Origin of the sequence: Paenibacillus taichungensis (genome assembly GCF_013359905.1) — a bacterium.
GTDB lineage: Bacteria > Bacillota > Bacilli > Paenibacillales > Paenibacillaceae > Paenibacillus > Paenibacillus taichungensis.
Window position 1 is genome coordinate 130,849 of record NZ_JABMCC010000101.1, and the last position, 20,590, is coordinate 151,438.

Genomic DNA, 20,590 nt, shown 5'->3' on the forward strand with positions numbered 1-20,590 from the left:
TCAATTATATCAGAACATATATTCTTATTCAGTAAAAATTTATCATTATCTTTTAAATGGAATGCCTGATATCTTTTAAGCCAAGTTCACGGTTTATAGATCTTCTATGTACTTACAGACCAAATCCCCAAATGTTTTGATATCCTCAAGATAGTCGTACCCTAACGGATTTTGTCCAGTCTGATTATACATTCTTACCGCAACAGTTTTACACTTAGGAATGACAAGACAGGCACATCCAGTGGCGCCCAGAGACTGGAAAGAACCGTGTGGAAGTTTATCACCTAATTCTGTAAAAGACCGCGGTTCATCTTGCACAAACCAAAAAAAACCGTTTCTCGGCAATTGTTGTTCCAGATCAGGAGGACTAATTATAGTGGTTGTCTGCTCAAATATTTCTTTAGGAAGTATCTGATTCCCGTTTATAGCTCCCTTATTCAAATGCAGATAACCCCAATATGCTAGTTCCTTTGTGCTCATAAATAAGTTGGCCTGGTTACCTTGATCATCCTTATATTGTTCATTGAGCCATACTAATTTTTCATTATTTTCCTTCCTCCATCCTGTTTGGTTAAAGCCCATAGGTGAGAATAAACGCTCTTCGAGTAATTGTGATACAGGGATTTTATATAATTTCCGAATAATCTCGATTAGCAGATTAACACCAGTATTATTGTACTTCCAGTCGGTTCCTTGAAGAAACAATCTATTATGCAGATCACCTAAACCATGAGTGTGGGTTAACAAATGTCGTATTGTTATATGCCTTAGTGCTTTCCTATCTAACTCATTCAAGTAGTCCACAACAAGATCATCTATACTTCTGACCTTACCTTCATGTAATGCAAGACTAATAGCAAATCCTAAAAATGTTTTTCGAACTGAAGCAACATTAAATTGTGATTCCTCATCAACTAATCGACTAGGTTTAGAATTGTCATGTACTCCTGAGTACCATTCATTCACGATACGATCATTATGAATAATATATGTCGCAGCAGCGGTAGCAGATATTTTATTCTTTACCTGTAAGACATAATCATTCAGTTCAATGAATGCTTTATTATTTGATATTTTTAGGTTAAACAATGAAAGGTGCACCTTCTTCACTATGTTTATTGTTGTTGTTTATTGTTGTTGTTTTTTCTTCATGAAATTTTCAAGTTCTTCCCTTGTCTTTGGGTGTAATATTATACTTTCAGATGTCATCATTCTTTCTGGTAAATTAGTTTCTTTAACTTTACGCCCCCATTTTCTTGAGAAAGCCCGCCAGTCACATACCATTTCTATCAAATATTTCTTTGGCATTGGTAAGGCTTCTCTAGTATTTTTATTTACTATCCAATACTCCCAGTGGTGTTTATTATGATTTTGATGGTGCAGCCACGCATTCTTCCATCTCAGCTCGGTATCCTCGTCTTTCTGATTTGAATAGAATTTACGTGCATAAGGAAAAAATTCGTGAGGAGAGAATTTAGACATGTCATGGATTATCCCTTGAAGATATAATCCTTCTTTCCAACATTGATAAGAACGTTTAATTTATGATCCAAAACATAAAGAAAATACCGCCAATATACTAGGAGTATAGCGACCATCTCCTTCGGCTTTATAGTTTCTTACTCAATTTCAAACAATTCTTACAGCGTTCTCATATTCAATAATACTCCTTTTTTATGATTTTACATTTCTTTCACATAACGTTCCCGTATACACCACGTTAGCCAACCTTAAATTCCTTGATTCTTATAATGCATTACAATTTGCTTTGTCCGTTTAAAACCTGACAATTCGTAGAAGCCACCCAAATCCTCTGTACAAAACAAACTAATAACGTCAATATCTTTCAATTCATCTAAAAGTCTTTTGACCATTAGTTCTCCTATTCCTTTATTTCTGTAAGTACTTAATACAACAACATCTTCTATATAAGCCCGATATATTCCGTCTGAAATAGACCTGCAGAAACCAACTAATATATCATCTTTCCAAGCTCCTACTGCAACACCACTTACAAGTAACTGTAATATTCCATTCTCATCTCGGTTAGGCCACCAACCAGCATCTTGATAAAGACCCATTAGTTCAGATTGTAGAATCGGTTTCTCTGTATGTAATTTTAACGTTACCATGAGTAACTCCCATAGATAATATTTTTTTGGATCAATTCAGTAATTTCAAAGTTTTCTTGCTTTGATAACAAAGGTTACAGGAAACATTTTTGCTCTTTTTACAAGATCATTATTTTCATCATGCAGTTGGATTATTTCCTGATCGGTTTCTTCAATCATTTGTTCAATAACAAACCCTGCTTTCGCTAACGCATTTATATAGGTTGATAGTTTACGATCAGACAAAGTTAGCTCGCCTTGAACAAAATTAGGAGCGACCGAATACCAAGATTCATCAAAATAAGACTTGTTAAAAACCAATCTATTATTTTCATCAACAACACATTTGTGAATTGGATGAGACCAACTGAAAATAAATATGCCGTCCTTTTTCAAATAAGAAGCGATTCGACGAAAAGTTCCTTCAAGATCGGTTGTCCAGCCTATGGCGTAAATCGAATAAACAAAATCAAAATAATCCACAGGGATGTTAGATCCTTCTTCCATAGGAGAACAAATCAATTTTGCTGAAAGACCACACGTTGTCAGATGTTGCTTCGCCTTTTCAATTTGATTTTCTGATATATCCATCCCCCATAGTTCAGCAGCCTTACGCTCTCCCTGATATTGCAATGATTGGCCATCTCCACAGCCTATTTCTAAAATCTTTTTTCCTGAGAAATTGCCAAAAAGTTGGCATTTTTCTTCTGTTACAAATGCTCCATAAAAAGGAAGCACGATTGCTCTTAAAAAGTCATTTCCTTTTGTATCCCAATAGGATCTGTTTGTTTCATAAACACAGTGTTTGTTCATCCTGATCCCCCTCAATATAACTTTTGTTCGTTGCTCATTCGTTTAACTAATGCCTCTTCGTAATCGCTCTTGCTCTTGATGATTTATAATGGTTCACCTCCAACAACGTTACTGAATTCATAAACTTCACCAACTTAAAGGCCAAATGGTTCGATGCCTGAACATGTTGTTATCTGCTGTACACATTGTGAAAGGATACTAAAAGAAGCTATATACCCCGTCTTCAAAGTAGTTATACTCTTCATCCGTTATTCTTAACTTGCCATATGCGTTAAAAAATATTTCTTTATCTCTATTATTATCGAAAGCATTATATTTTGGTCTAATTGCCAATGCTACATCATATCTTGGATCCCCGTTCGTAGCTCCTGACCAATCGATAACTCCAACTATATTGCCTTCATTAACTAATACATTATCTATTGTAAAATCGCCATGAATCAAAGTGTTATCTATTGGTTTAGGTCTTACTTCTTTCAATCGTTTAAGTAGTTCTTCTGTTCCGTCTACTGCAAAGTGAGTCAGATTATATTCTGCTTTATTTAGCATTGTATCTAACCAAGGATTATCATTCTTCAATAATTCAATAGGACAAGAACATTCATGTATTTTCTTTAAACAAAGTCCAAAGTTAAAAATAGCTTTTTCTTTATCTTTGAGATCGGGCTCTTTAGATAGAAATTCTCTCAAACTTATTCCATCAATATAATCCATTAAAAGCCATCTCGATTTATTCTCGACATGATATGAATGTGCGCGCGGAACTGGTAGTCCCGTATGGTAAAGAGATTGAAGCACCTTGTATTCTTCTGACAACCATTCATTATAGAGATCGTTTTCTGTCTTTTTGATCACGTACTTTTTATCGGGCGTATCCAAAATAGCTACGATAGAAGTATGACCTTGCCTGGGAAAAGTAATTCTCTGAACTTTTCCGATTTGTTCTATTATTTCAATTGGGAGGTCCTGAATATTCATGCATTCATCCTTTCTCACAATTCTTCCCCTTTTAAATAGCGTTTCCTACATTCACGAATCCGTGAGGGTTAAGAAAGTATCATATCTTATGCCGATACTCCGGAAATGTACATACAGGTTCAACATAAATTATTAAATTTACAACTTCGAACCACATGACATTGCGATTGACTTTATCTCATGTCTTTAGATCGAACAGCTACCATGCGGGTGCGATACGTGGATGCATTGTTAAGGGACACCTCAGACTTTACAAAATTATTTACAAATTGTACTTTATCTTTATATACTTCATATTTAATATTCCCATATCGACTGATGTCTCTAAGTATCCAATGATCTGCTCAAAAGTAAAAACATTAAGGGTTTCATTTAAAATCCCTTTGTCATAATTCAAATCGTCAAATATATATGGCACAAACTTTTCGACATCTGTAGATTTAACTTCCTCTAAATGCGGTATTGTTGGAATGTGATTGAGCCTGTTTCTTAATTCCTCTTTATATCCATAATGTTCAAGCAAATTCCCATTCAATAATCTAAAGTCGTTATGATACTGTTTATATAGTCCCTCATTAGCTTCCATTCTGTTCCTTAACCAAGGTAAATTAAAACCTTTCAACCATATGTCATCTGCAATTAAATGTGTGAAATAACCTAGAACATAAAGGTCTTCTGCCTGTGATCGATACTTATGTAAAAATCCTTTATAGTCGACGTTCCTTGAATAATCCTGAATTTCACCAGCAAAAAAATGTGATGAATCTTTTGTTGTAACAGCATCCGGTGCAATATTCCCAAGTAAAAACGGCGTCTTATCTACAATAGATAAGGAATCTGCAATTCTATTTGCCACAATCAGATGCATTATTCTTGAACCCATACTTCTTCCTCCCCTCAATGAAAGTTTGAAGTGTGTTTGTCTGATTCTGCTTCCTTGAACTGATATTTTCAATCATTAAATTATTTTTTGAATACTGATGTGATAATCATTTCTGCACATTCTTCCGGCGTATTCAAACTCGTATCGACTGAAAAGCTATAGCGAATGTGTTGCGATATTATTTTATTTTGCTCATCGGATTGATCTTCTCTTCTGTCACCACGTTCTATATTTCGCTTACGACAAAGATCTAACGGGCAGTAAACCTCAACGATATCCAAAGGATATCCATCGAATATATCTTGGACTTTATCATAATGCGGCTTCAATTCCGGTCTTTCAACAAGTATCCCATCGATTAAAACATTCTTTCCATGATCCGAAAATAATTTTGCTGTGTGATACATTAGAATGATCGCTTCACTTAAATACTTCCAGTAGTCTGTTTGCAAATGTTTATCACCAATCGTATTTTCAAAAAGATCATTGGCCACAACATAAAAAAAGGGTTCATCGTAATTTTGCATCGCTTCTACGAGTGAAGTTTTACCTGAACTGGTTACGCCATTCAGAAAAATAATTTTCCCTTTATCCATTTTCTCATCTTCCTTTGCATCGGTTATGTTTGAGTTTATTATCCCCAATAAAAATGTACTTCCGAACTCATCAGGAAAGAATATCGTTGCGCACATAAAAGACATAATAATCGTTGATAATACAGCACTTGTTAGTTTTATTAATAATGATTTCTTCAGTAGAATCATCCTTTATACAGCTTATCAATCGATTTACCATATCTAACAAGTATATGCCACATGTATTTTAATTCCTGAAGCACTTCTTCGTAATTACCTCTGTCAGACCAGAGATCAGGATTGTGCTTCAAATCGTTGACAGCATTCCCAATCACACTTGCGTCAATATTACCGTTGCTTGCAATTCGCTTCGCTAATGATGGCATGGTTGGACCCCTAAAATCAGAGGGCACTTCCTCTGCACGCATCGCAAAACCCATATGCCAAAATAGTTCAATGGAATATTTGATGCAGATTTGCTCTAAATAATTCCCTATTTCCGTTCCTTTGAACGATGGGTCAGCTACTAAAATTTCCACATCATCTTCAAGATATATATCTCCATGAATTTGAGTTTCGATAAAATGGTTAAGATTCCGATGTGGGGCCAGTTTTGACGGATCCTCTAACGGGCGTTCCAGATTGTACAATAGCTGATCTATCAATTTTTTAGGAGTAAGATCTTTTTCTCCAATAGCATAATCCCGAAAGAAAGCATCCGAAAAAAGCGCAGATAAAATATCGTCTAATTCCTCATATGTCCCCTTTTCCTTTGGAGCATCTTGAGATCCACCGTAAGTGAACGTACAGCGATATGAAGCATTCGGTTTTAAAAGAAAATAACAAGAGCCGAATCGTGGAGACGGTCCATCCGGATGTAACAACAAATGAAGAGCACCATACTTTGGCCGTTCAAAGTTGGTTGCACCTTCTAACTGATATGCTCCGCCAAATAGTTTTTCCTCCCAAAGATCTCTTGCACCACCTACGTATGCAGATACGCTCCCATTGGATATGAAAGTCTCGAACTGACTTTTATAGATTCCCTGCGCTAATAAAGATTGAGCTACACTTTTCATATCTAAAACCGGACGATCCGGATGAAAATGCAAAGCCACCCTTGCATGGGATTTAATCTTATGAACTGCTTCTTCAAAGGTATTCCAAGGAATATTCGAAAAATGAAAAATTTCTTTGAGTGATGCTTGAGCTTCTCTTTTTTGGGATCTTGCGTCATTACTTATATATTCAATCGCTGCGTTCTGAGATCTTGTAAGTTGTCTGTTGTTCGACACAAGAAACACCATCCTTTTCTAAAATTGAGACCTCTACCTACTTTTAAAAACAAGGCTATTAGGAGCATCATCACTCCCTGCAGTAACGCATAATTTCATAGCCTTTATGTAAGCGTTCGCAGTTTTTTTTAAGTCACAATGTTTAAGTGGCTTTAGGCACTTAGTGACAGGTGGCTTTGCCAATTAGCAGGTTGAAAGTGTCCGGTGAATCTGCTCTTCCGGACCACGAACCCTGCTGCCCATTAGATGATGTCACTCATTTCTTCGAGTTACATTCAGAGTAATTTTATTCTTGTTTCCATTTATGTAATTCGAGTAGTTTTCCGGTTTCATAAAAATACTTTATGGCTTCAAGCATGGGAATTAATTCTATACAAATGTTATCACAATAATTGCCTAACTGACCACCAACAACCAGAGGAATTTCACAGTTACCCTGTTTATCGTTCATAAGAGTATATATAGTATCATCAATTGTAATAGACACAATGAAATATTCAGGTCCGCCCCCAACTAATGCTGAATCGGTGTCTGATACCTCAAAAAATACTAATGTAAATTTATCTCCATCGAGTTTTCTTAAAAAACTTAAAGCGTCCGTCCATGTAGGATTCACAACGATTTCTTCCTTAAATGTGGCCCCATTCCATGCATCAATACTAATAGATTTTATCATTTTTTCTTTTCATCCTTCTTAGATCTTTTACACTTCACTGAATTGCTTCCAGCAAGACCAAGGCAGCGTGAATACTCTGACATGTAATGTCACAGTTTTCTTTATATACCTTAGGAAATCTAATCATTCCACATTCTTGTTACTTCTTCTAATTCTAAGTCCTCGAATTGCATTTTATAAATATCTGGTTTCTTTAATTGATTCAAAAACTCCAAACCAAAAGCTGAATCAAAATGATTCATCATCAAAGTCATCACAAGACCATGAGTCCCGATTGCTATTTTCTTCCCACTATTCTCTTTTAGTAAGGGTTTTAGAACTGAGATTGCTCTTTTTTGACAATCAGCATTGGACTCTCCACCCGGCAAGGTATAATCAAAATCATTAAAACTCTCTCTGATACTAGACATTAACTCTGCATTTTCAATATTATAAGATGCAAAATGTCGTTCTCTAAGATCTTCAAATGCTTTAATATCTAACTTTAAGTGCTTGGCCAATCCTTCAACACTCAGAATTGCTCGAGTGTAAGGACTTGATATAATCATGTCTATTCCTTCACCTATAAGTAACTTCGTTACTTTTTCAATATCGATCTTTCCTTTTGGGGTAAGCCCTCTTGTTCTTTCATTTCCTTCGTTGTATGGTGATTCTCCATGCCTAACCATATAGATAATTGTCTTCATACAAGCCTCCTTTAGATGCTTTCATAAAAATCACACTATGATTTCACATAAAGTTGATATATTCGCGACGTCCATTCTCTATATATAGCTCTTATCTTAGGGGAATGGGTACCAGCCTAATTACTCTTCTCGAATATACTTCTGGTAGATCAAGGGCCGTATAGACCTCAGTTCGAATATGATGTTAGGTGATTTGACCGTCTTCTTGCAGGTCTTCCATCTTTGTTTTTCCTATCTGACCTGCTTTACGGTAATTTCACCTAACATTACTGTATTCACGACGCGAGTCGGCCTTAGATAGCTCCTATCTTAGGTCGGCTCGTGTGTCGTCCGATATCTACAATGATTATACATCGGGACGAACAAGGGGCGTAAACCTCACAGCGTGGATATAATGTTATCTGAAGGATCAGCCTTCATCGAATCATCTAGTACCTGTGATTGCTATTATTTGTTGAATAACTTCCGCTATATTATTTGGGTCCTTAATGATAAATATATAATTTGCTTCATCTTTACTAGGTTGTATTTCTAACAAATTTTCTTGTCTCTCCAATACTTCCAAAAAGCTTGATGCACTTCTAAATATAGCCTTGCTTCTTTGCGTGCGTATAACGCGATCTTTCAATAAATCATCGGGTAAATCAAAATACACAATGATACTTTTAAATTCTTTGTTATGAAAATATCGGAGAACTTTTGCTCTTCCTGATTTATTCAAATTAGAGTTACTTAAGATAATGTGGAAATTGCTTTGCTCCGTAGCGTAGTTAACAATTGCGTCAGTTACAGAAAATTTTAAAGTGTTTGGGCCTTCTATAGGGCGAAGTTTCTTGTAATGCTCATTAATAAATTCAGCATGATTATCTTGATCAATTACAATAGCTTGTTGTAATACAGATTCTAATTCTTGGGCAAAGGTGGTTTTGCCACTATGAGTTTTTCCTACCGTCATGACTACCAAGCGGTCCATAAGAATCTCTCCTATTTCTATTATGGTTTTTACCGGACCCTCACTTAAAGTTCTCGTATCCACAACGTCTCATCACCCGGTCGGAACGAGTGCCTAGTGGCCCTATGCATGAATATAGTGTGATGTGATGTGAATGTGATGTGATGCTTAAGACTTCATTTGAATTACTCTCGAATTCCTATTCCTATATCTGTACAGTCATTACCAATCTTCAAGTTCTGAAAGTAATACACCTTTTTTGGTAAGTTTAAGACTTTTATTGCTTGTAAAACCTTCAAAACTCTGAATTTGCTTATGGATAAATGAGAATTCAAATATCTTTGTAAAATCTCCATTCAAAGTAAAATGAACTTTACTTTCTTCTGGAACAAATATAAGCGAAATTTGGGTTGGATAATCCCCACTTTGCTGAGCAGTACCCTTAAGCAAGTTAAGGCCTGTTTCAATATTAAATGTTTCTTTGTTATTTGTAATGACTTCATAGGCCTTTATGTATCTATCCTTTCCTGGTCCTTCAACTTTCTTATATTCATTATTGAAATTATCCGATACTGGAAAATTAGTTAGTACCATGAAGTCCCTATCGGAAGAGTTAATATCAATGTTCTTTCTTCCAGGCTCAACAATATATGTCTTCCGATTTCTCCCGGCTATCAAACTGTGGACACTATGACTAGGGACATTAACAATTACGTTATTGGTTAAATATTCACTTAATTGAGATAACTCGATCCGTCCTGAAAGAATTTCTTCAAACAATTTCATAATATGTACGCAATTCTTGCCACGTCTATATTTGCCTTCTTCAATTGGATCGACCATTAATAAATTCATGAATGTACCACTACTATTCAAACCGAAGGCTGGATAAAATTGTCCATCATCATTCTGAAGGACTGATAGTTGATCTTCGCCAATCATAATAATTTTGATTGGTCTTGGAGAAATATCGAAGTTCATACCAATAAATGTCTTGTCTAAATGAACAGCGAAACTAGTACACATTGAGGTAATCTCCTTTATTGTTTTTTCTTTTTTCCGCCATTCCAAAGTTTCAAATAACGTTTCTGTATTCGCGAGGTCCATTCCCCATAGAGAGCTCTTATCTTAGGGAAATGGACCTCGCGAACAACTAACAAAATTACTTATTGCCTTCGTTAAAATATGTTATTTCATGTCCATCTATTAGTCTTCTTAATCCATCTTTATAGTAAGGCATTAATTGTTCAGCCTTCTCTATATCAATCCAAGCTATTTCAGAAATTTCATTAGGTCTAACTATTTCTTCATTCCCACCGATTACCTCACCTTTAAATGTTATAAATATTACATGTTCTTCTTTTTCCGGAAATTTACATTCATTTACTGCCAGTATTCCATGAACTTTAATATCTAGTCCAGTTTCTTCTTTAGCTTCCCTTATTGCTGCTTGGTCTAATGATTCTTCTCTTTCAACAGCGCCACCTGGAAGTGACCATCGGTCACTAGAATCATCTACATTCCTTACCATTAATATTTTGGAATTGGTTGGGTCAGTAATTAAGGAATAAGCTACATCGACTCTGATCATTATGTTTGGCTTCCCTTCTGATTTAGATCTGATTATCTTTCATATAACTTTACTTCATTCACGAATCCTCACCACCTTAAGTAAATCTGAAAGGATTAGATAGATCTTATCTTAGCCTCCCAGATCATAAGGCCGCGATGCGGTTAGGTGGTGCTGGGTTATCCGCCTGACTCCACCTCTTTGAAAATCCTCGGGCGGACCAAGGGGCGCGATACGACCCACCGCGTGAATGCGGTGTTATATAATGCTGGCTCTTTCTTGATATACTTACAGATTCTCTTTATATTGCGGTCATTTCTTTGGTTGATATGCTCCTAACTCATTTCCAAATGGGTCTGTAAACTTAATTACCCATCCAAACCCATGATCTTCATATAGTCTTACCTTTACATCATGTGTTTGTAACGTTGTGTGTAATAATTCAATGTCCTTTGTTAGAAACATAAATGATGGCATAGGAAAACCATCATTGGATAACCATAATGTCTTATCATTTTTCGAACTGAAGTGAAGCATCAGTACAGGGCCTGAATTGAATTTCAGCCATGCTGCATGAGGATAAACTCTCAGTAGTTCTAATCCTAACACTTCACTATACCATCCTACAGCCTGATCAACGTCTTTAACAGGTATTTGAATATGATCAACATTCTCAATCAAGTTATTCAAAAAAATTCCCTCCTGGGTTTTGTGTTTTTTCAGGGTTTAGCCAGTTTCATATACATTCTCGTATTCACGAAACGAGCCAGCCTTAGATAGCAATTATCTTAGACTGGCTCGTTTGTTGTCTGAGTGTTCTTCCATGATTATACATCTGACAACCAACGGGTGCTAGCCCCACAACATGAATACATTGTTAAGCGCCGTTACTGTCTTCGAAACATCACCTAAAAACCTTTGATCAAGATTCCAACTCTATTTTTCACTTTGGTATAAAAACTCAACTTCACTATCTAGCAAATATTGATATTCAAATAATTGCATTGTTCTTTCCCTAATTCTCTCCCGTATAACCGTGCCTAGGCTTACCGATCCTTTTGATCCAAGGTAACCATTATTAATAAATGTCTTCTCTACAAATGTTGTTTCCCTCAAGTGATACTGTAACCATTCTTTCTGCGATTCGATTAGTGCTTCTCTTGGTTCTCTATCCAACTTAGAAAGAAGCTTTTTATATATTTGATTCAACTCTTTATCCCAAATTTCTGTATATTTGCTTTCCAACGATCCCCATCCCATTGTTGTAATAATCTCTTTGGAATTTTGAAATTCATTAAATTCTACTTCATAATCATGATCTATAGGATTTCGAAGCATTTCATCATAAAATTCTCCTTTTAAATCGTAGTTCCCAATTCTCATGGATAACACTTCGTTGTTAGAAGGCTCTGATCGACCTTCAGTTATTTCTTTCGATTCTGTTCCATTACCTTTACTCTCTACATCAGGATGCAGTTCAGAATTCATTATTGATTTAGTTTCGCTATTAGTCGATTGACTAATATTTTGACAAGATGAAAACATCATCGTAATAAAAAATAAGAAGAGTATCTTACCTTTCATAAATTATCTCCTTAAATATTATCTTTAATATTTACCGGTAATGGCGCATAACGTTGTTGTATTCAAAAACCCGAGAGGCTTAAGGTCCGCTAAGACCGGGTGGCTACACCACTTAGCCTCGCAGGGTTGTCTGCTGAATCCACTTCTCCGAAATGCCCCTTGCAGACCAAAACCCATCAGGTGCCGCAGCGTGAATACGGTGTTGTCTATTTAGCATTTCCCTTTTAATAAATGCATTAATAAATGGATTATAGCTATTTCATTATAAGGAACTGCATATCCGCATTGATATTTGAACAAGGTTTTCTCTTATTTCTGATCTGCTATTCCAACTTCGACTATCCCATTCGACACCACTTAAATCATCACCGCCATACAAGATAACACCTAATTTTACATTTCTAAATTGTGAGACAGCCATAAATGCTGCTGCTTCCATTTCTACAGTTATACACCCTTCTGCTTTCCGCAACTCAACCTTTTCTTTAGTCTCTCTATAAAATGAATCTGTCGTCCAAGTTTTGGCCTTAATATACCTTATGTTATGTATATTAAAATCGTCCTCTATGAATTTTAATACCTCTAGATTACATTCAACTTCTCTTGATGGCTTAATGTAATGGTATGATACTCCTTCATCTCTCACTGCCGAAACTGGTACTATTACATGTCCAACAGCAATGTCTTTTTGTAATACACCTGCACCACCACAAACTATAAATTTCTGAAAACCATAGGCTATCAGTTCTTCTAAGAATCCTGCTGAACCTGCAGCTCCTAAATACCCCAAAGTAATATGTACTTTTTTTCCTTGATAATATGTTTCATATATTGGCAAATCTACAGTCTCGCAATGTAGAGATGCAACTTCTTTCAACTTTCCCTCCGTTTTCATTTTTTCAATTACATCTCGAAAAAATGTTATGACACAGTATTCAAATTCTTCTTTTGGCTTAATAAAATTAGTTGCCTCTATTATTGCAACTCGCGATTCATCAAATTCCAATATCGGGAATTCATTAATATCGATTTTTTTGTTCTCCACCTCGACATACCTCCAAAGTAATTTAAAATTTTTTTATTATTTCTTTGCAGCTATTACATATAACGTTCGCGTATTACCGACGTTCAATCGGCTTAAGAGCCGTAGGTCTGGGTGGCTCTGCCACTTAGCCGGTTGGATGTGTCTGTGTCACCTTATTCAGCTTCTACGAAAACTCTTCTTGGTGACCAAGGGACCGTAGCGACCGATGTGTAATGCAATGTTATCAGATGTAACATGACCCCTTGAATCAACTAATAAAATCCTGTATTCTTCTTCCATTCTCTATCCGCTCTTTAAATTGCCCTTTTGTATATTCATCAATGGTTTTATTCCAAAATATCTGAGCCGATTTGTTTCCTTCGATCTGATAGACTTCCCATTGTCCTTTATATAAATCAAAAATACGAGCAGCTACAGCTTTGCCAATCCCTTCTCGTCTATATTTCTTTAATATAAAAAATTCAGCAATTGAATAGTAATCACGTTCAGCCGTTTCAATTAATCTTACCAATACAAAACCCACATACTTATTATTTTGTTTAATTAAATACGGAAATCTATGATTCTTTTCTATCCAGTAATCTTCTAATGGATAAGCTCCGTATAGCCCATCTTCTTCTACATCGCATTTTATAAATTCTGAAAAGTCATAAATATAAAACTGCATCAAATTCGCCAAAACTTCCTTACATTCTTTGTTTGCTTGAATTATTTCAAATTTCATTTGATGTTCTCCGCTCTAATTTATATATTCATGTTATTTCTGATAACGTTCCTATATTCACGACTTAGCGTATGCTGAGTGTCCGGCGCATGCCGGACCAAGGACAAATGTTCGCAGTGTGAATATTATGTTATTGGATGTCAGCGGCTTCTTCGAATGACCAATCCCTCTTGTACCATTCCCTTTATATCAACTATATTTTTCTTTTAATAATTCTATATATTTGAGTGGGATTTCTGTGATTTTCAAAATGTCTGATAGTTCAAGTCCTAGTTTTAGAGCGCTTCTTGCAGTCTTCAAATTATGCTTAACTTTAATAATCCGATCTTTAAATAATACGCTTCCAAAATCGAGATAATCATCAGCGATCTCACCGTTCAAAAAGAACTCTATATCATAGGTTCCTATATGCTCTTCTATGTAAAAGATATTAATCGAGCAAAATACCACGGCTTCTGTTGTGTTAAAACTATATTTTAGGTATATAGCACGCTCTTCAAGACTTATAAATTCATCATATAATTTGCCTTTAAAAGTATCATGATAATCGCCTTTGTTTTCATCACGCCACTTCCTATAGGTCTTCCAGTAATGTTCTTTCGTGCGTTTCATTGCACTATGCTTACTATCCCATTCAAGTAGAATGTCTTTATTCACTCAATCACTTCCTCACAAAAAAATATGTTAGATAAAATAAATTTTCTTTATGTGTTTGCTTATTTCCTATAACGTTCCTGTATTCATGAACCCCGAAGGGGTTGTCGGCTGAAATCCCTCTTCGAAATCCATCTTGCAGACCACGGCTCCATCGGAGCCGCTGCTTGAATATTATGTTATAAGATGTTGGCATCTTCTGCGATTAATCTAACATTCAATTTGTTTTTTGACGCCTCTAAAAAATATTCCGTATTCATGTATAAGGGATGTACTGGATAGTTCACATCCATCAGAGTGCCTTTATAATTCAATCTATTTACGACTATTGCTTGAGGATATTTATCAAATAAATTCTTTTGCCGTTCTAAGGCTATATCTAACTTGCCCCAAGCAAAAAATACGAAATCATAGTTATTTAATAATTCTCTACATTTAAACATTAAATGATCTATTCCGTTTATACTTTTTGCATATCTTTTTGCCTTATCACTTTCTTTCTCACGAATGTTAAATATGTTTTCAATATGAATTGAATATTGATTTGGAAATGTAATCCCATTATTTTTGTAAGCTTTTTGAATCATACTCATAACCTTTTTCATTGTATTATCCGGCATTGTGAGAACCTGCTCTTCAGTTTCATATTCAGAATTTTCGAGCCTATTAAAAAGAACGTCATCAACAGGTCTCGCGTTCCCTGGATTCATCATTACAATCAAACCTATTACCTTCCCAGAACCGTTCGTAGACCGAAATTCTGTATGGTGTCTGAATATTTTTATCCCTTGATCGGTTTGCTTTGATACAAAGTGAGCATAGGTTTCCATTGAATCCCCTCTCTTTATGCCAATTTCTTATAACATCTAATTTATGTACTTCATAAACACCACACATTCAAGACAATTTCTGAACTACATACATAATAAACCATATTGTTCCATTTGCGAAGGTACTACAACAAACAAAAGAGCAGCCTATACATCAGGCCGCTCTCCACCTACATAATCTATTACTATCTTAAATAAATGCGTTTACTTCGCACCACTACTCCATACCACTCTCTCACTCATTGCCTTATGCTGCGCAATCAAGCAGAGTTCTGCCGCTTTGAACGCATGCTCTTGTGTCATCGCGATTTCTGTTCGATCGAGACAATCCCGGATCAGTTCACCGAAGAATGGATAACCGACCTTTCCTTTGACGCTATAACGGTATTCCCCTTCATGGTTAACCAGGTATACCTGATCGCCTTCAGGCTCTCTCGCCACGTCGATATACTTACGCAGCTCAATGTATCCGTCCGTTCCCAAAATAATCGTTCGCCCATCGCCCCAAGTACCCAAACCATCCGGTGTAAACCAGTCAACGCGGAAGTAACCTGAAGCCCCGTTGTTGCCGATGAGTGATGCTTCGCCAAAGTCCTCCAGTTCCGGAAATTGTGGATGATTGAAGTTGTTCACCCGACTGAACGCCACTTCTGCATCCGTACATGAAGCAAAGGTCAGAAACTGCTCGATCTGATGACTTCCAATATCACAGAGGATGCCACCATACTTTTCATGCTGGAAGAACCATTCAGGCCGACCACCCGCATTCAATCGATGCGGCCCTGTCCCCATAACCTGTACAACTTTGCCGATGGCTCCCTGTTCGATCAGTTGTCCGGCATAGATTGCACTTTCCACGTGCAGACGCTCACTGTAATAGACCATATACTTCTTCCCAGTGCGTTTAACCTCTTCACGCGCAAGGGCCAGTTGATCCAGTGTGGTAAAGGGGGCTTTGTCCGTAAAATAATCCTTGCCTGCAGCCATGACTCTCATACCGAGTGGCGCACGTTCAGATGTAATGGCTGCTCCGGCTACGAGCTGCACTTCATCGTCAGCAAGTACCTCCGCTTCAGATGCCGCGATCTGTGCGTGTGGGAACTGTTTCCGAAAGGCCTCGACTTTAGCCGGGTCAGGATCATATACCCATTTGAGTGTTGCCCCAGCCTCCACCAGCCCACCAACCATACCGTAGATATGTCCATGGTCCAACGCCACAGCAGCAATGGTAAACTCACCTGGACCGCATACGACCTCTTTTTTCAGACTCTTTGGAGCATAGAACATTCCGTCTTTTGCCATGTCTTCTCCGTCCTTCCGTCTGGGATTCGTGAATAACCAGCTACACAATTACCTTACTTAAATGTCTGTGACAGATCGACAGGTTGACTACCACTCTCTGCCTTGTCTTTCTTTGTATTTGAACTGGCAATCCGCTGCTGCAAATGCTCATAGAACAAATCCTCATCGATCGGCAGATCTACCCAGTTATCCGTCCAGGTTGACAGCAGCATAGCATTAGACAAAGTCAAACCATGGATACCCTCTTCACCGGGAGCAATAAGCGGAGTCCCGTTCAGGATGGCATCGATCCAGTTGCGAATCAGGCCAGGATGTCCGGTTTCCACACCCGTAATTGGCACCTCGCATTTCCAGCATTCTGGCTGTCCAAATCCTCCGGTAAATCTCTGATTGAATTCAGGTTCGGGTTCACGAAGACGCCAGAAGGTCAACTGACCATCTTCAATGACAATTTTGCCTCGATCCCCATTGACTTCAAATCGGTTGGTGCCTGGTGCTTCACCCGTTGTGGTCACGAATACACCTGTTGCTCCATTTTCATACTCGACATATGCCGTTACATCATCTTCCACTTCAATGTTCCGGTATTTGCCGAATGAACAGAAGGCACGCATACGCACCGGCATCATGCCGATGGTCCATTGCCACAAGTCCAGTTGATGAGGGTCCTGGTTGATCAGGACACCGCCCCCTTCACCAGCCCACGTTGCGCGCCAGCCGCCTGAATCATAATAGCTCTGAGAGCGATACCAGTTCGTAATAATCCAGTTGGTGCGACGTATCTCACCCAGTTCTCCCGAGGCAATCAGATCTTTTAGTTTGATATATAAAGGGTTGGTTCGCTGGTTATACATCATGGAAAACACTTTGCCGCTGGCAGCCGCCGCTTCATTCATCTTGCGTACCTGTTTGGTGTATACACCGGCAGGTTTCTCGATCATGACATGCAAGCCATACTGAAAAGCCTGAATGGCCTTTTCCGGATGGTCATAATGCGGAGTTGCTATAATTACCGCATCAATCGTCCCTGATGACATCATCTGCTCCGCATCCTGCCAATAAGTGACTGAAGCCGGAAGGTTGTTGGATACCCAGCTCTCCATTTCTTGTCTCACATCACACACAGCCACCAGTTCTGCACCAGGTACTTCTCCTGCTACCAACGTTCTGGCATGGGCTGCACCCATATTCCCAATTCCAATGACGGCTACTCGAACCAAACTCATACCTGTACCTCCTCTTCCACACGACGTTCAATTTCGGCAAAAACATCTGCAAAATGCTGTAACATAACCTTCGATTCCAAGACTCCACTAAAATCCTCAATCCCGTAATATCCATCATATCCAACGGATTTGAGGTCACGGAATACTTGCAACCAGTTCACCACGCCTTCAGTCAAGGGGGCCCACTGACAATGCCAGTTTGATGTTAACGAGATTTCTGTATTTTTTTCATTCACACTGGAATTCGAATTCATGTTAGATGCATCCTTGAACCAGGCCGCATTCTTCACATGCACATGTGCCAGATAAGGTCCCAGTAATTCCAGTCCCATACGATGGTTCTCATATCCTTCATGGACCATGTTACCTGGATCGTACAATACTCCTACATGCTGTGAATCCAGCGATTGCACGAGCCGATAAGCCAGTGATGCAGTGGGGGCAATCGTTTGGTGATGGGTCTCTACTACAGCTTTTACCTTATACTGTTGGGCCATCTCTTGAACCTCATTCAGATAATGCACAGCTTGTTTGTATAATTCAGGATAGCTGGTTTTGCGATCATAGCCGGGAACCCCAACACGCATCATGGATGCCCCTAAGGCTTGTGCCGTTTGAAATGCTTGCTCCGTGGCAAGCAGATCTCCACAGCTCAGATATGGCACCAATGCAATCGACTGTCTGCCATGCTTTTTTGCCGCTTCACAAAATGCAGGTACCTGTTCCTCCCATTGATCCGGATCTATCGAGCAACGATTATGTCTCCAATAAGAAGGTTCTTCGGACAAAGCATCCGCCGGTATTCCACGATATCTCCATTCGATCCCTTCAATGCCTGCTGCGGCTGCAGCAGAAGCCAATTCTTCTGCGGTCAAGTCCGGTGTGGCAACAGTGAATACAGACAATTTCATCAACATTCATCTCCTTATGTAAACGTATTCAATTTATTGTTGTAAACGCATTGTATCATTCATACGAAGGCCTCCATAGGGGGCAACGAGAAGAGATGAATGACAGATAAACAGCAGACCATATTCCCCATTCAGAGATAACTTGCAAGTTCCCTTTTGATTGCATACATAGCAAAAAGCACCCCGAATAACAGAAGATCCTTCTGATTCGAGATGCCTGGTTTGCTACTTCTATTTTACATCATAAAAAACATGTTCCGCCTGCAATTTCCCTAAATGTGTAGTCATGATACCAAAAGAATATTGGGGCTGAAAGCGCCGATCCGTAGGAGAGCCCGGATTAAATATCAGCACATCATTGACCGTATGCATCACAGGAATGTGCGAATGTCCAAAAATCACAGCATCCACCTGCTGTCCTGCAAAAGTGTGGATCGCATTCTGCTCTGTAGACTTCGATCCCAGATGACCATGTACAAGACCAAGACGTAAACCGTCCGCTTCAACGATGCGGGAGAACCCGAGTTTTTGACCTATTTCAGGTGGGTCCGTATTACCGGCAACACCTTCAACGGGTGCATAAGCGCTGAGCAGCTTGTGTACACTCCAGTCCGACCAATCTCCCGCATGGAGAATCAGATCAGCATCTGATAGCGCCTCAACCAAGGGATCGGGTAATTTACGTGCTCTTCGAGGTAAATGAGTGTCCGAGATGACAATAATTTTCATAGTACAGCACACCTTCCCTTCCCTTTTCCTTACATTATGCTTTATTCGGCATGTGATGGAAGAACTTCAAGTTGGGAACAGGAACGCTCCATATCTTCAAGGGTAATGGATGCGAAAAACTGTTCCACCTTTGCTTCGGCAACCTGATACAGATTGGTCAAAAGGCTATCAATACGAAGGCCAACATCACAATTCGGATTACAGTTACCGTGAATCGGAAACAATGGGCCTTCATCCTTGGCAGCCTGATAGATCATGGCTAATGTGATTTCGCTTGACGGCTTGGCGAGGTAAAATCCTCTTGTTCCCGGTGAGGAGTCCACAAGTCCTGCCTTTTTCAATCCGCCGAGAATACGTCTGACCACAACAGGGTTGGTATTCACACTACCTGCAATCAGTGCCGAAGTGATTCGTTCAGGCGCGCTGAAAGACAACAACAACAAACAATGCACACTGACCGAAAAATGAGTACTCATGATTAACCACCTTTTATTTGAGCATTATAATGCTGATTTTATATCATCCCAGATGTGTAGACTTACTCGGAAAACAGGTCCTGTTCAGGGCGTGCCCGGATTTTTAATTGCCGAACGCTGTACTCCAATTGCTTCACAATATCATCCAGTTGTTTGCGATCAATCTTCGTTGGATCTTCCACTGGCTTTGCCGATGACTTCAGATCCCGAATCGTTAACTGCTGCTCTTGCCACTTGTCCATCAGATCCGCTATATTGGCATAGAAACGTTCGTAATCTTTAATAACCAAATCTAGATAGGCATCCACCTCATCCGGATCATAACCACGAAGTTTATAATTGAATTGTTTTTCATGAATCGATAAAGCGTCGAGCTGCACGCCCAATTGCTTGAACAATTGTCTTTGTTTGTCCAATCTTCGTTTCATATGCTCATCCATATTGACAACCCTCCATTATCAAACGCGCCGCGGTAAGCACAAGAAGATCTTCGATACCGCCGCATTTTCTCTCTATATTTTTTATAACACATTATCCGTCAGATATAAAATCGAACGACCCTCTTTACAC

At 38.4% G+C, this 20,590-nt stretch carries 25 protein-coding genes; all 25 read right to left on the minus strand.

Features of this window, described 5'->3' with window-relative positions; all coding sequences use genetic code 11:
• Positions 1 to 93: 93 nt before the first annotated feature.
• The 25 genes from HP548_RS07255 to HP548_RS07375 all read right to left on the minus strand — a co-directional run bounded on the left by HP548_RS07255 (position 94) and on the right by HP548_RS07375 (position 20,460).
• On the minus strand, positions 94 to 1,089 hold the full coding sequence (locus tag HP548_RS07255; protein ID WP_175381297.1) for a serine hydrolase domain-containing protein: 996 nt from the start codon (positions 1,087 to 1,089) through the stop codon (positions 94 to 96).
• A gap of 39 nt (positions 1,090 to 1,128) precedes the next feature.
• Positions 1,129 to 1,482, minus strand: a complete 354-nt coding sequence (locus tag HP548_RS07260) for a DUF5662 family protein (protein ID WP_246317980.1) — start codon at positions 1,480 to 1,482, stop codon at positions 1,129 to 1,131.
• A 248-nt stretch (positions 1,483 to 1,730) separates the two neighbouring features.
• The gene (locus HP548_RS07265) at positions 1,731 to 2,132 is read right to left on the minus strand and encodes a GNAT family N-acetyltransferase (protein WP_175381298.1); all 402 of its coding nucleotides are present in this window, start codon (positions 2,130 to 2,132) and stop codon (positions 1,731 to 1,733) included.
• Between the two features lie 45 nt (positions 2,133 to 2,177).
• On the minus strand, positions 2,178 to 2,924 hold the full coding sequence (locus HP548_RS07270) for a class I SAM-dependent methyltransferase (RefSeq protein WP_175381299.1): 747 nt from the start codon (positions 2,922 to 2,924) through the stop codon (positions 2,178 to 2,180).
• Between the two features lie 198 nt (positions 2,925 to 3,122).
• Entirely contained in the window at positions 3,123 to 3,902 is a 780-nt protein-coding gene (locus HP548_RS07275) for a phosphotransferase family protein (RefSeq protein WP_175381300.1), read from the minus strand.
• Between the two features lie 262 nt (positions 3,903 to 4,164).
• Complete coding sequence (locus HP548_RS07280; RefSeq protein WP_175381301.1) at positions 4,165 to 4,785, minus strand: zinc dependent phospholipase C family protein; 621 nt, start codon at positions 4,783 to 4,785, stop codon at positions 4,165 to 4,167.
• Positions 4,786 to 4,865: 80 nt separating this feature from the next.
• On the minus strand, positions 4,866 to 5,381 hold the full coding sequence (locus HP548_RS07285; protein ID WP_175381389.1) for a phosphotransferase-like protein: 516 nt from the start codon (positions 5,379 to 5,381) through the stop codon (positions 4,866 to 4,868).
• A 164-nt stretch (positions 5,382 to 5,545) separates the two neighbouring features.
• A complete protein-coding gene (locus HP548_RS07290) occupies positions 5,546 to 6,655 on the minus strand; it encodes a DUF3626 domain-containing protein (RefSeq protein ID WP_326066300.1) in 1,110 nt (369 codons plus the stop codon).
• A 286-nt stretch (positions 6,656 to 6,941) separates the two neighbouring features.
• A complete protein-coding gene (locus HP548_RS07295; RefSeq protein WP_175381303.1) occupies positions 6,942 to 7,331 on the minus strand; it encodes a hypothetical protein in 390 nt (129 codons plus the stop codon).
• Between the two features lie 119 nt (positions 7,332 to 7,450).
• A complete protein-coding gene (locus tag HP548_RS07300; protein ID WP_175381304.1) occupies positions 7,451 to 8,017 on the minus strand; it encodes a histidine phosphatase family protein in 567 nt (188 codons plus the stop codon).
• Between the two features lie 424 nt (positions 8,018 to 8,441).
• Positions 8,442 to 8,990, minus strand: a complete 549-nt coding sequence (locus HP548_RS07305; protein WP_175381305.1) for an ATP-binding protein — start codon at positions 8,988 to 8,990, stop codon at positions 8,442 to 8,444.
• A gap of 201 nt (positions 8,991 to 9,191) precedes the next feature.
• Positions 9,192 to 10,040 (minus strand): hypothetical protein, encoded by an 849-nt coding sequence (locus tag HP548_RS07310; RefSeq protein WP_175381306.1) that lies wholly within the window; start codon positions 10,038 to 10,040, stop codon positions 9,192 to 9,194.
• Positions 10,041 to 10,131: 91 nt separating this feature from the next.
• Positions 10,132 to 10,560 carry an NUDIX hydrolase gene (locus tag HP548_RS07315; RefSeq protein ID WP_076289599.1) on the minus strand — a complete coding sequence of 143 codons (429 nt, stop codon included), beginning with the start codon at positions 10,558 to 10,560 and terminating at the stop codon, positions 10,132 to 10,134.
• Positions 10,561 to 10,851: 291 nt separating this feature from the next.
• Positions 10,852 to 11,229 (minus strand): VOC family protein, encoded by a 378-nt coding sequence (locus tag HP548_RS07320; RefSeq protein ID WP_175381307.1) that lies wholly within the window; start codon positions 11,227 to 11,229, stop codon positions 10,852 to 10,854.
• Positions 11,230 to 11,475: 246 nt separating this feature from the next.
• Positions 11,476 to 12,123 (minus strand): lysozyme inhibitor LprI family protein, encoded by a 648-nt coding sequence (locus HP548_RS07325; RefSeq protein WP_175381308.1) that lies wholly within the window; start codon positions 12,121 to 12,123, stop codon positions 11,476 to 11,478.
• A 262-nt stretch (positions 12,124 to 12,385) separates the two neighbouring features.
• Positions 12,386 to 13,168, minus strand: a complete 783-nt coding sequence (locus HP548_RS07330; RefSeq protein ID WP_217504644.1) for a nucleoside phosphorylase — start codon at positions 13,166 to 13,168, stop codon at positions 12,386 to 12,388.
• 247 nt (positions 13,169 to 13,415) lie between these two features.
• Complete coding sequence (locus HP548_RS07335) at positions 13,416 to 13,892, minus strand: GNAT family N-acetyltransferase (protein WP_175381309.1); 477 nt, start codon at positions 13,890 to 13,892, stop codon at positions 13,416 to 13,418.
• 189 nt (positions 13,893 to 14,081) lie between these two features.
• Positions 14,082 to 14,549 carry a hypothetical protein gene (locus HP548_RS07340; RefSeq protein WP_175381310.1) on the minus strand — a complete coding sequence of 156 codons (468 nt, stop codon included), beginning with the start codon at positions 14,547 to 14,549 and terminating at the stop codon, positions 14,082 to 14,084.
• Between the two features lie 176 nt (positions 14,550 to 14,725).
• On the minus strand, positions 14,726 to 15,376 hold the full coding sequence (locus HP548_RS07345; RefSeq protein ID WP_175381311.1) for a hypothetical protein: 651 nt from the start codon (positions 15,374 to 15,376) through the stop codon (positions 14,726 to 14,728).
• A gap of 204 nt (positions 15,377 to 15,580) precedes the next feature.
• Positions 15,581 to 16,678 carry a Gfo/Idh/MocA family protein gene (locus HP548_RS07350; protein WP_175381312.1) on the minus strand — a complete coding sequence of 366 codons (1,098 nt, stop codon included), beginning with the start codon at positions 16,676 to 16,678 and terminating at the stop codon, positions 15,581 to 15,583.
• Positions 16,679 to 16,731: 53 nt separating this feature from the next.
• Positions 16,732 to 17,904, minus strand: coding sequence for a Gfo/Idh/MocA family protein (locus tag HP548_RS07355; RefSeq protein WP_175381313.1), 1,173 nt, complete (start codon positions 17,902 to 17,904; stop codon positions 16,732 to 16,734).
• Complete coding sequence (locus tag HP548_RS07360) at positions 17,901 to 18,815, minus strand: sugar phosphate isomerase/epimerase family protein (RefSeq protein WP_175381314.1); 915 nt, start codon at positions 18,813 to 18,815, stop codon at positions 17,901 to 17,903. The genes HP548_RS07355 and HP548_RS07360 overlap by 4 nt, the downstream gene beginning before the upstream one ends.
• Positions 18,816 to 19,046: 231 nt before the next feature.
• Positions 19,047 to 19,544: a metallophosphoesterase family protein gene (locus HP548_RS07365; protein WP_090949187.1), complete on the minus strand. Its 498-nt coding sequence runs from the start codon at positions 19,542 to 19,544 to the stop codon at positions 19,047 to 19,049.
• A 41-nt stretch (positions 19,545 to 19,585) separates the two neighbouring features.
• Positions 19,586 to 20,020, minus strand: a complete 435-nt coding sequence (locus tag HP548_RS07370; protein ID WP_113052552.1) for an Rrf2 family transcriptional regulator — start codon at positions 20,018 to 20,020, stop codon at positions 19,586 to 19,588.
• 62 nt (positions 20,021 to 20,082) lie between these two features.
• Positions 20,083 to 20,460, minus strand: a complete 378-nt coding sequence (locus HP548_RS07375; RefSeq protein ID WP_024630343.1) for a DivIVA domain-containing protein — start codon at positions 20,458 to 20,460, stop codon at positions 20,083 to 20,085.
• Positions 20,461 to 20,590 lie beyond the last annotated feature (130 nt).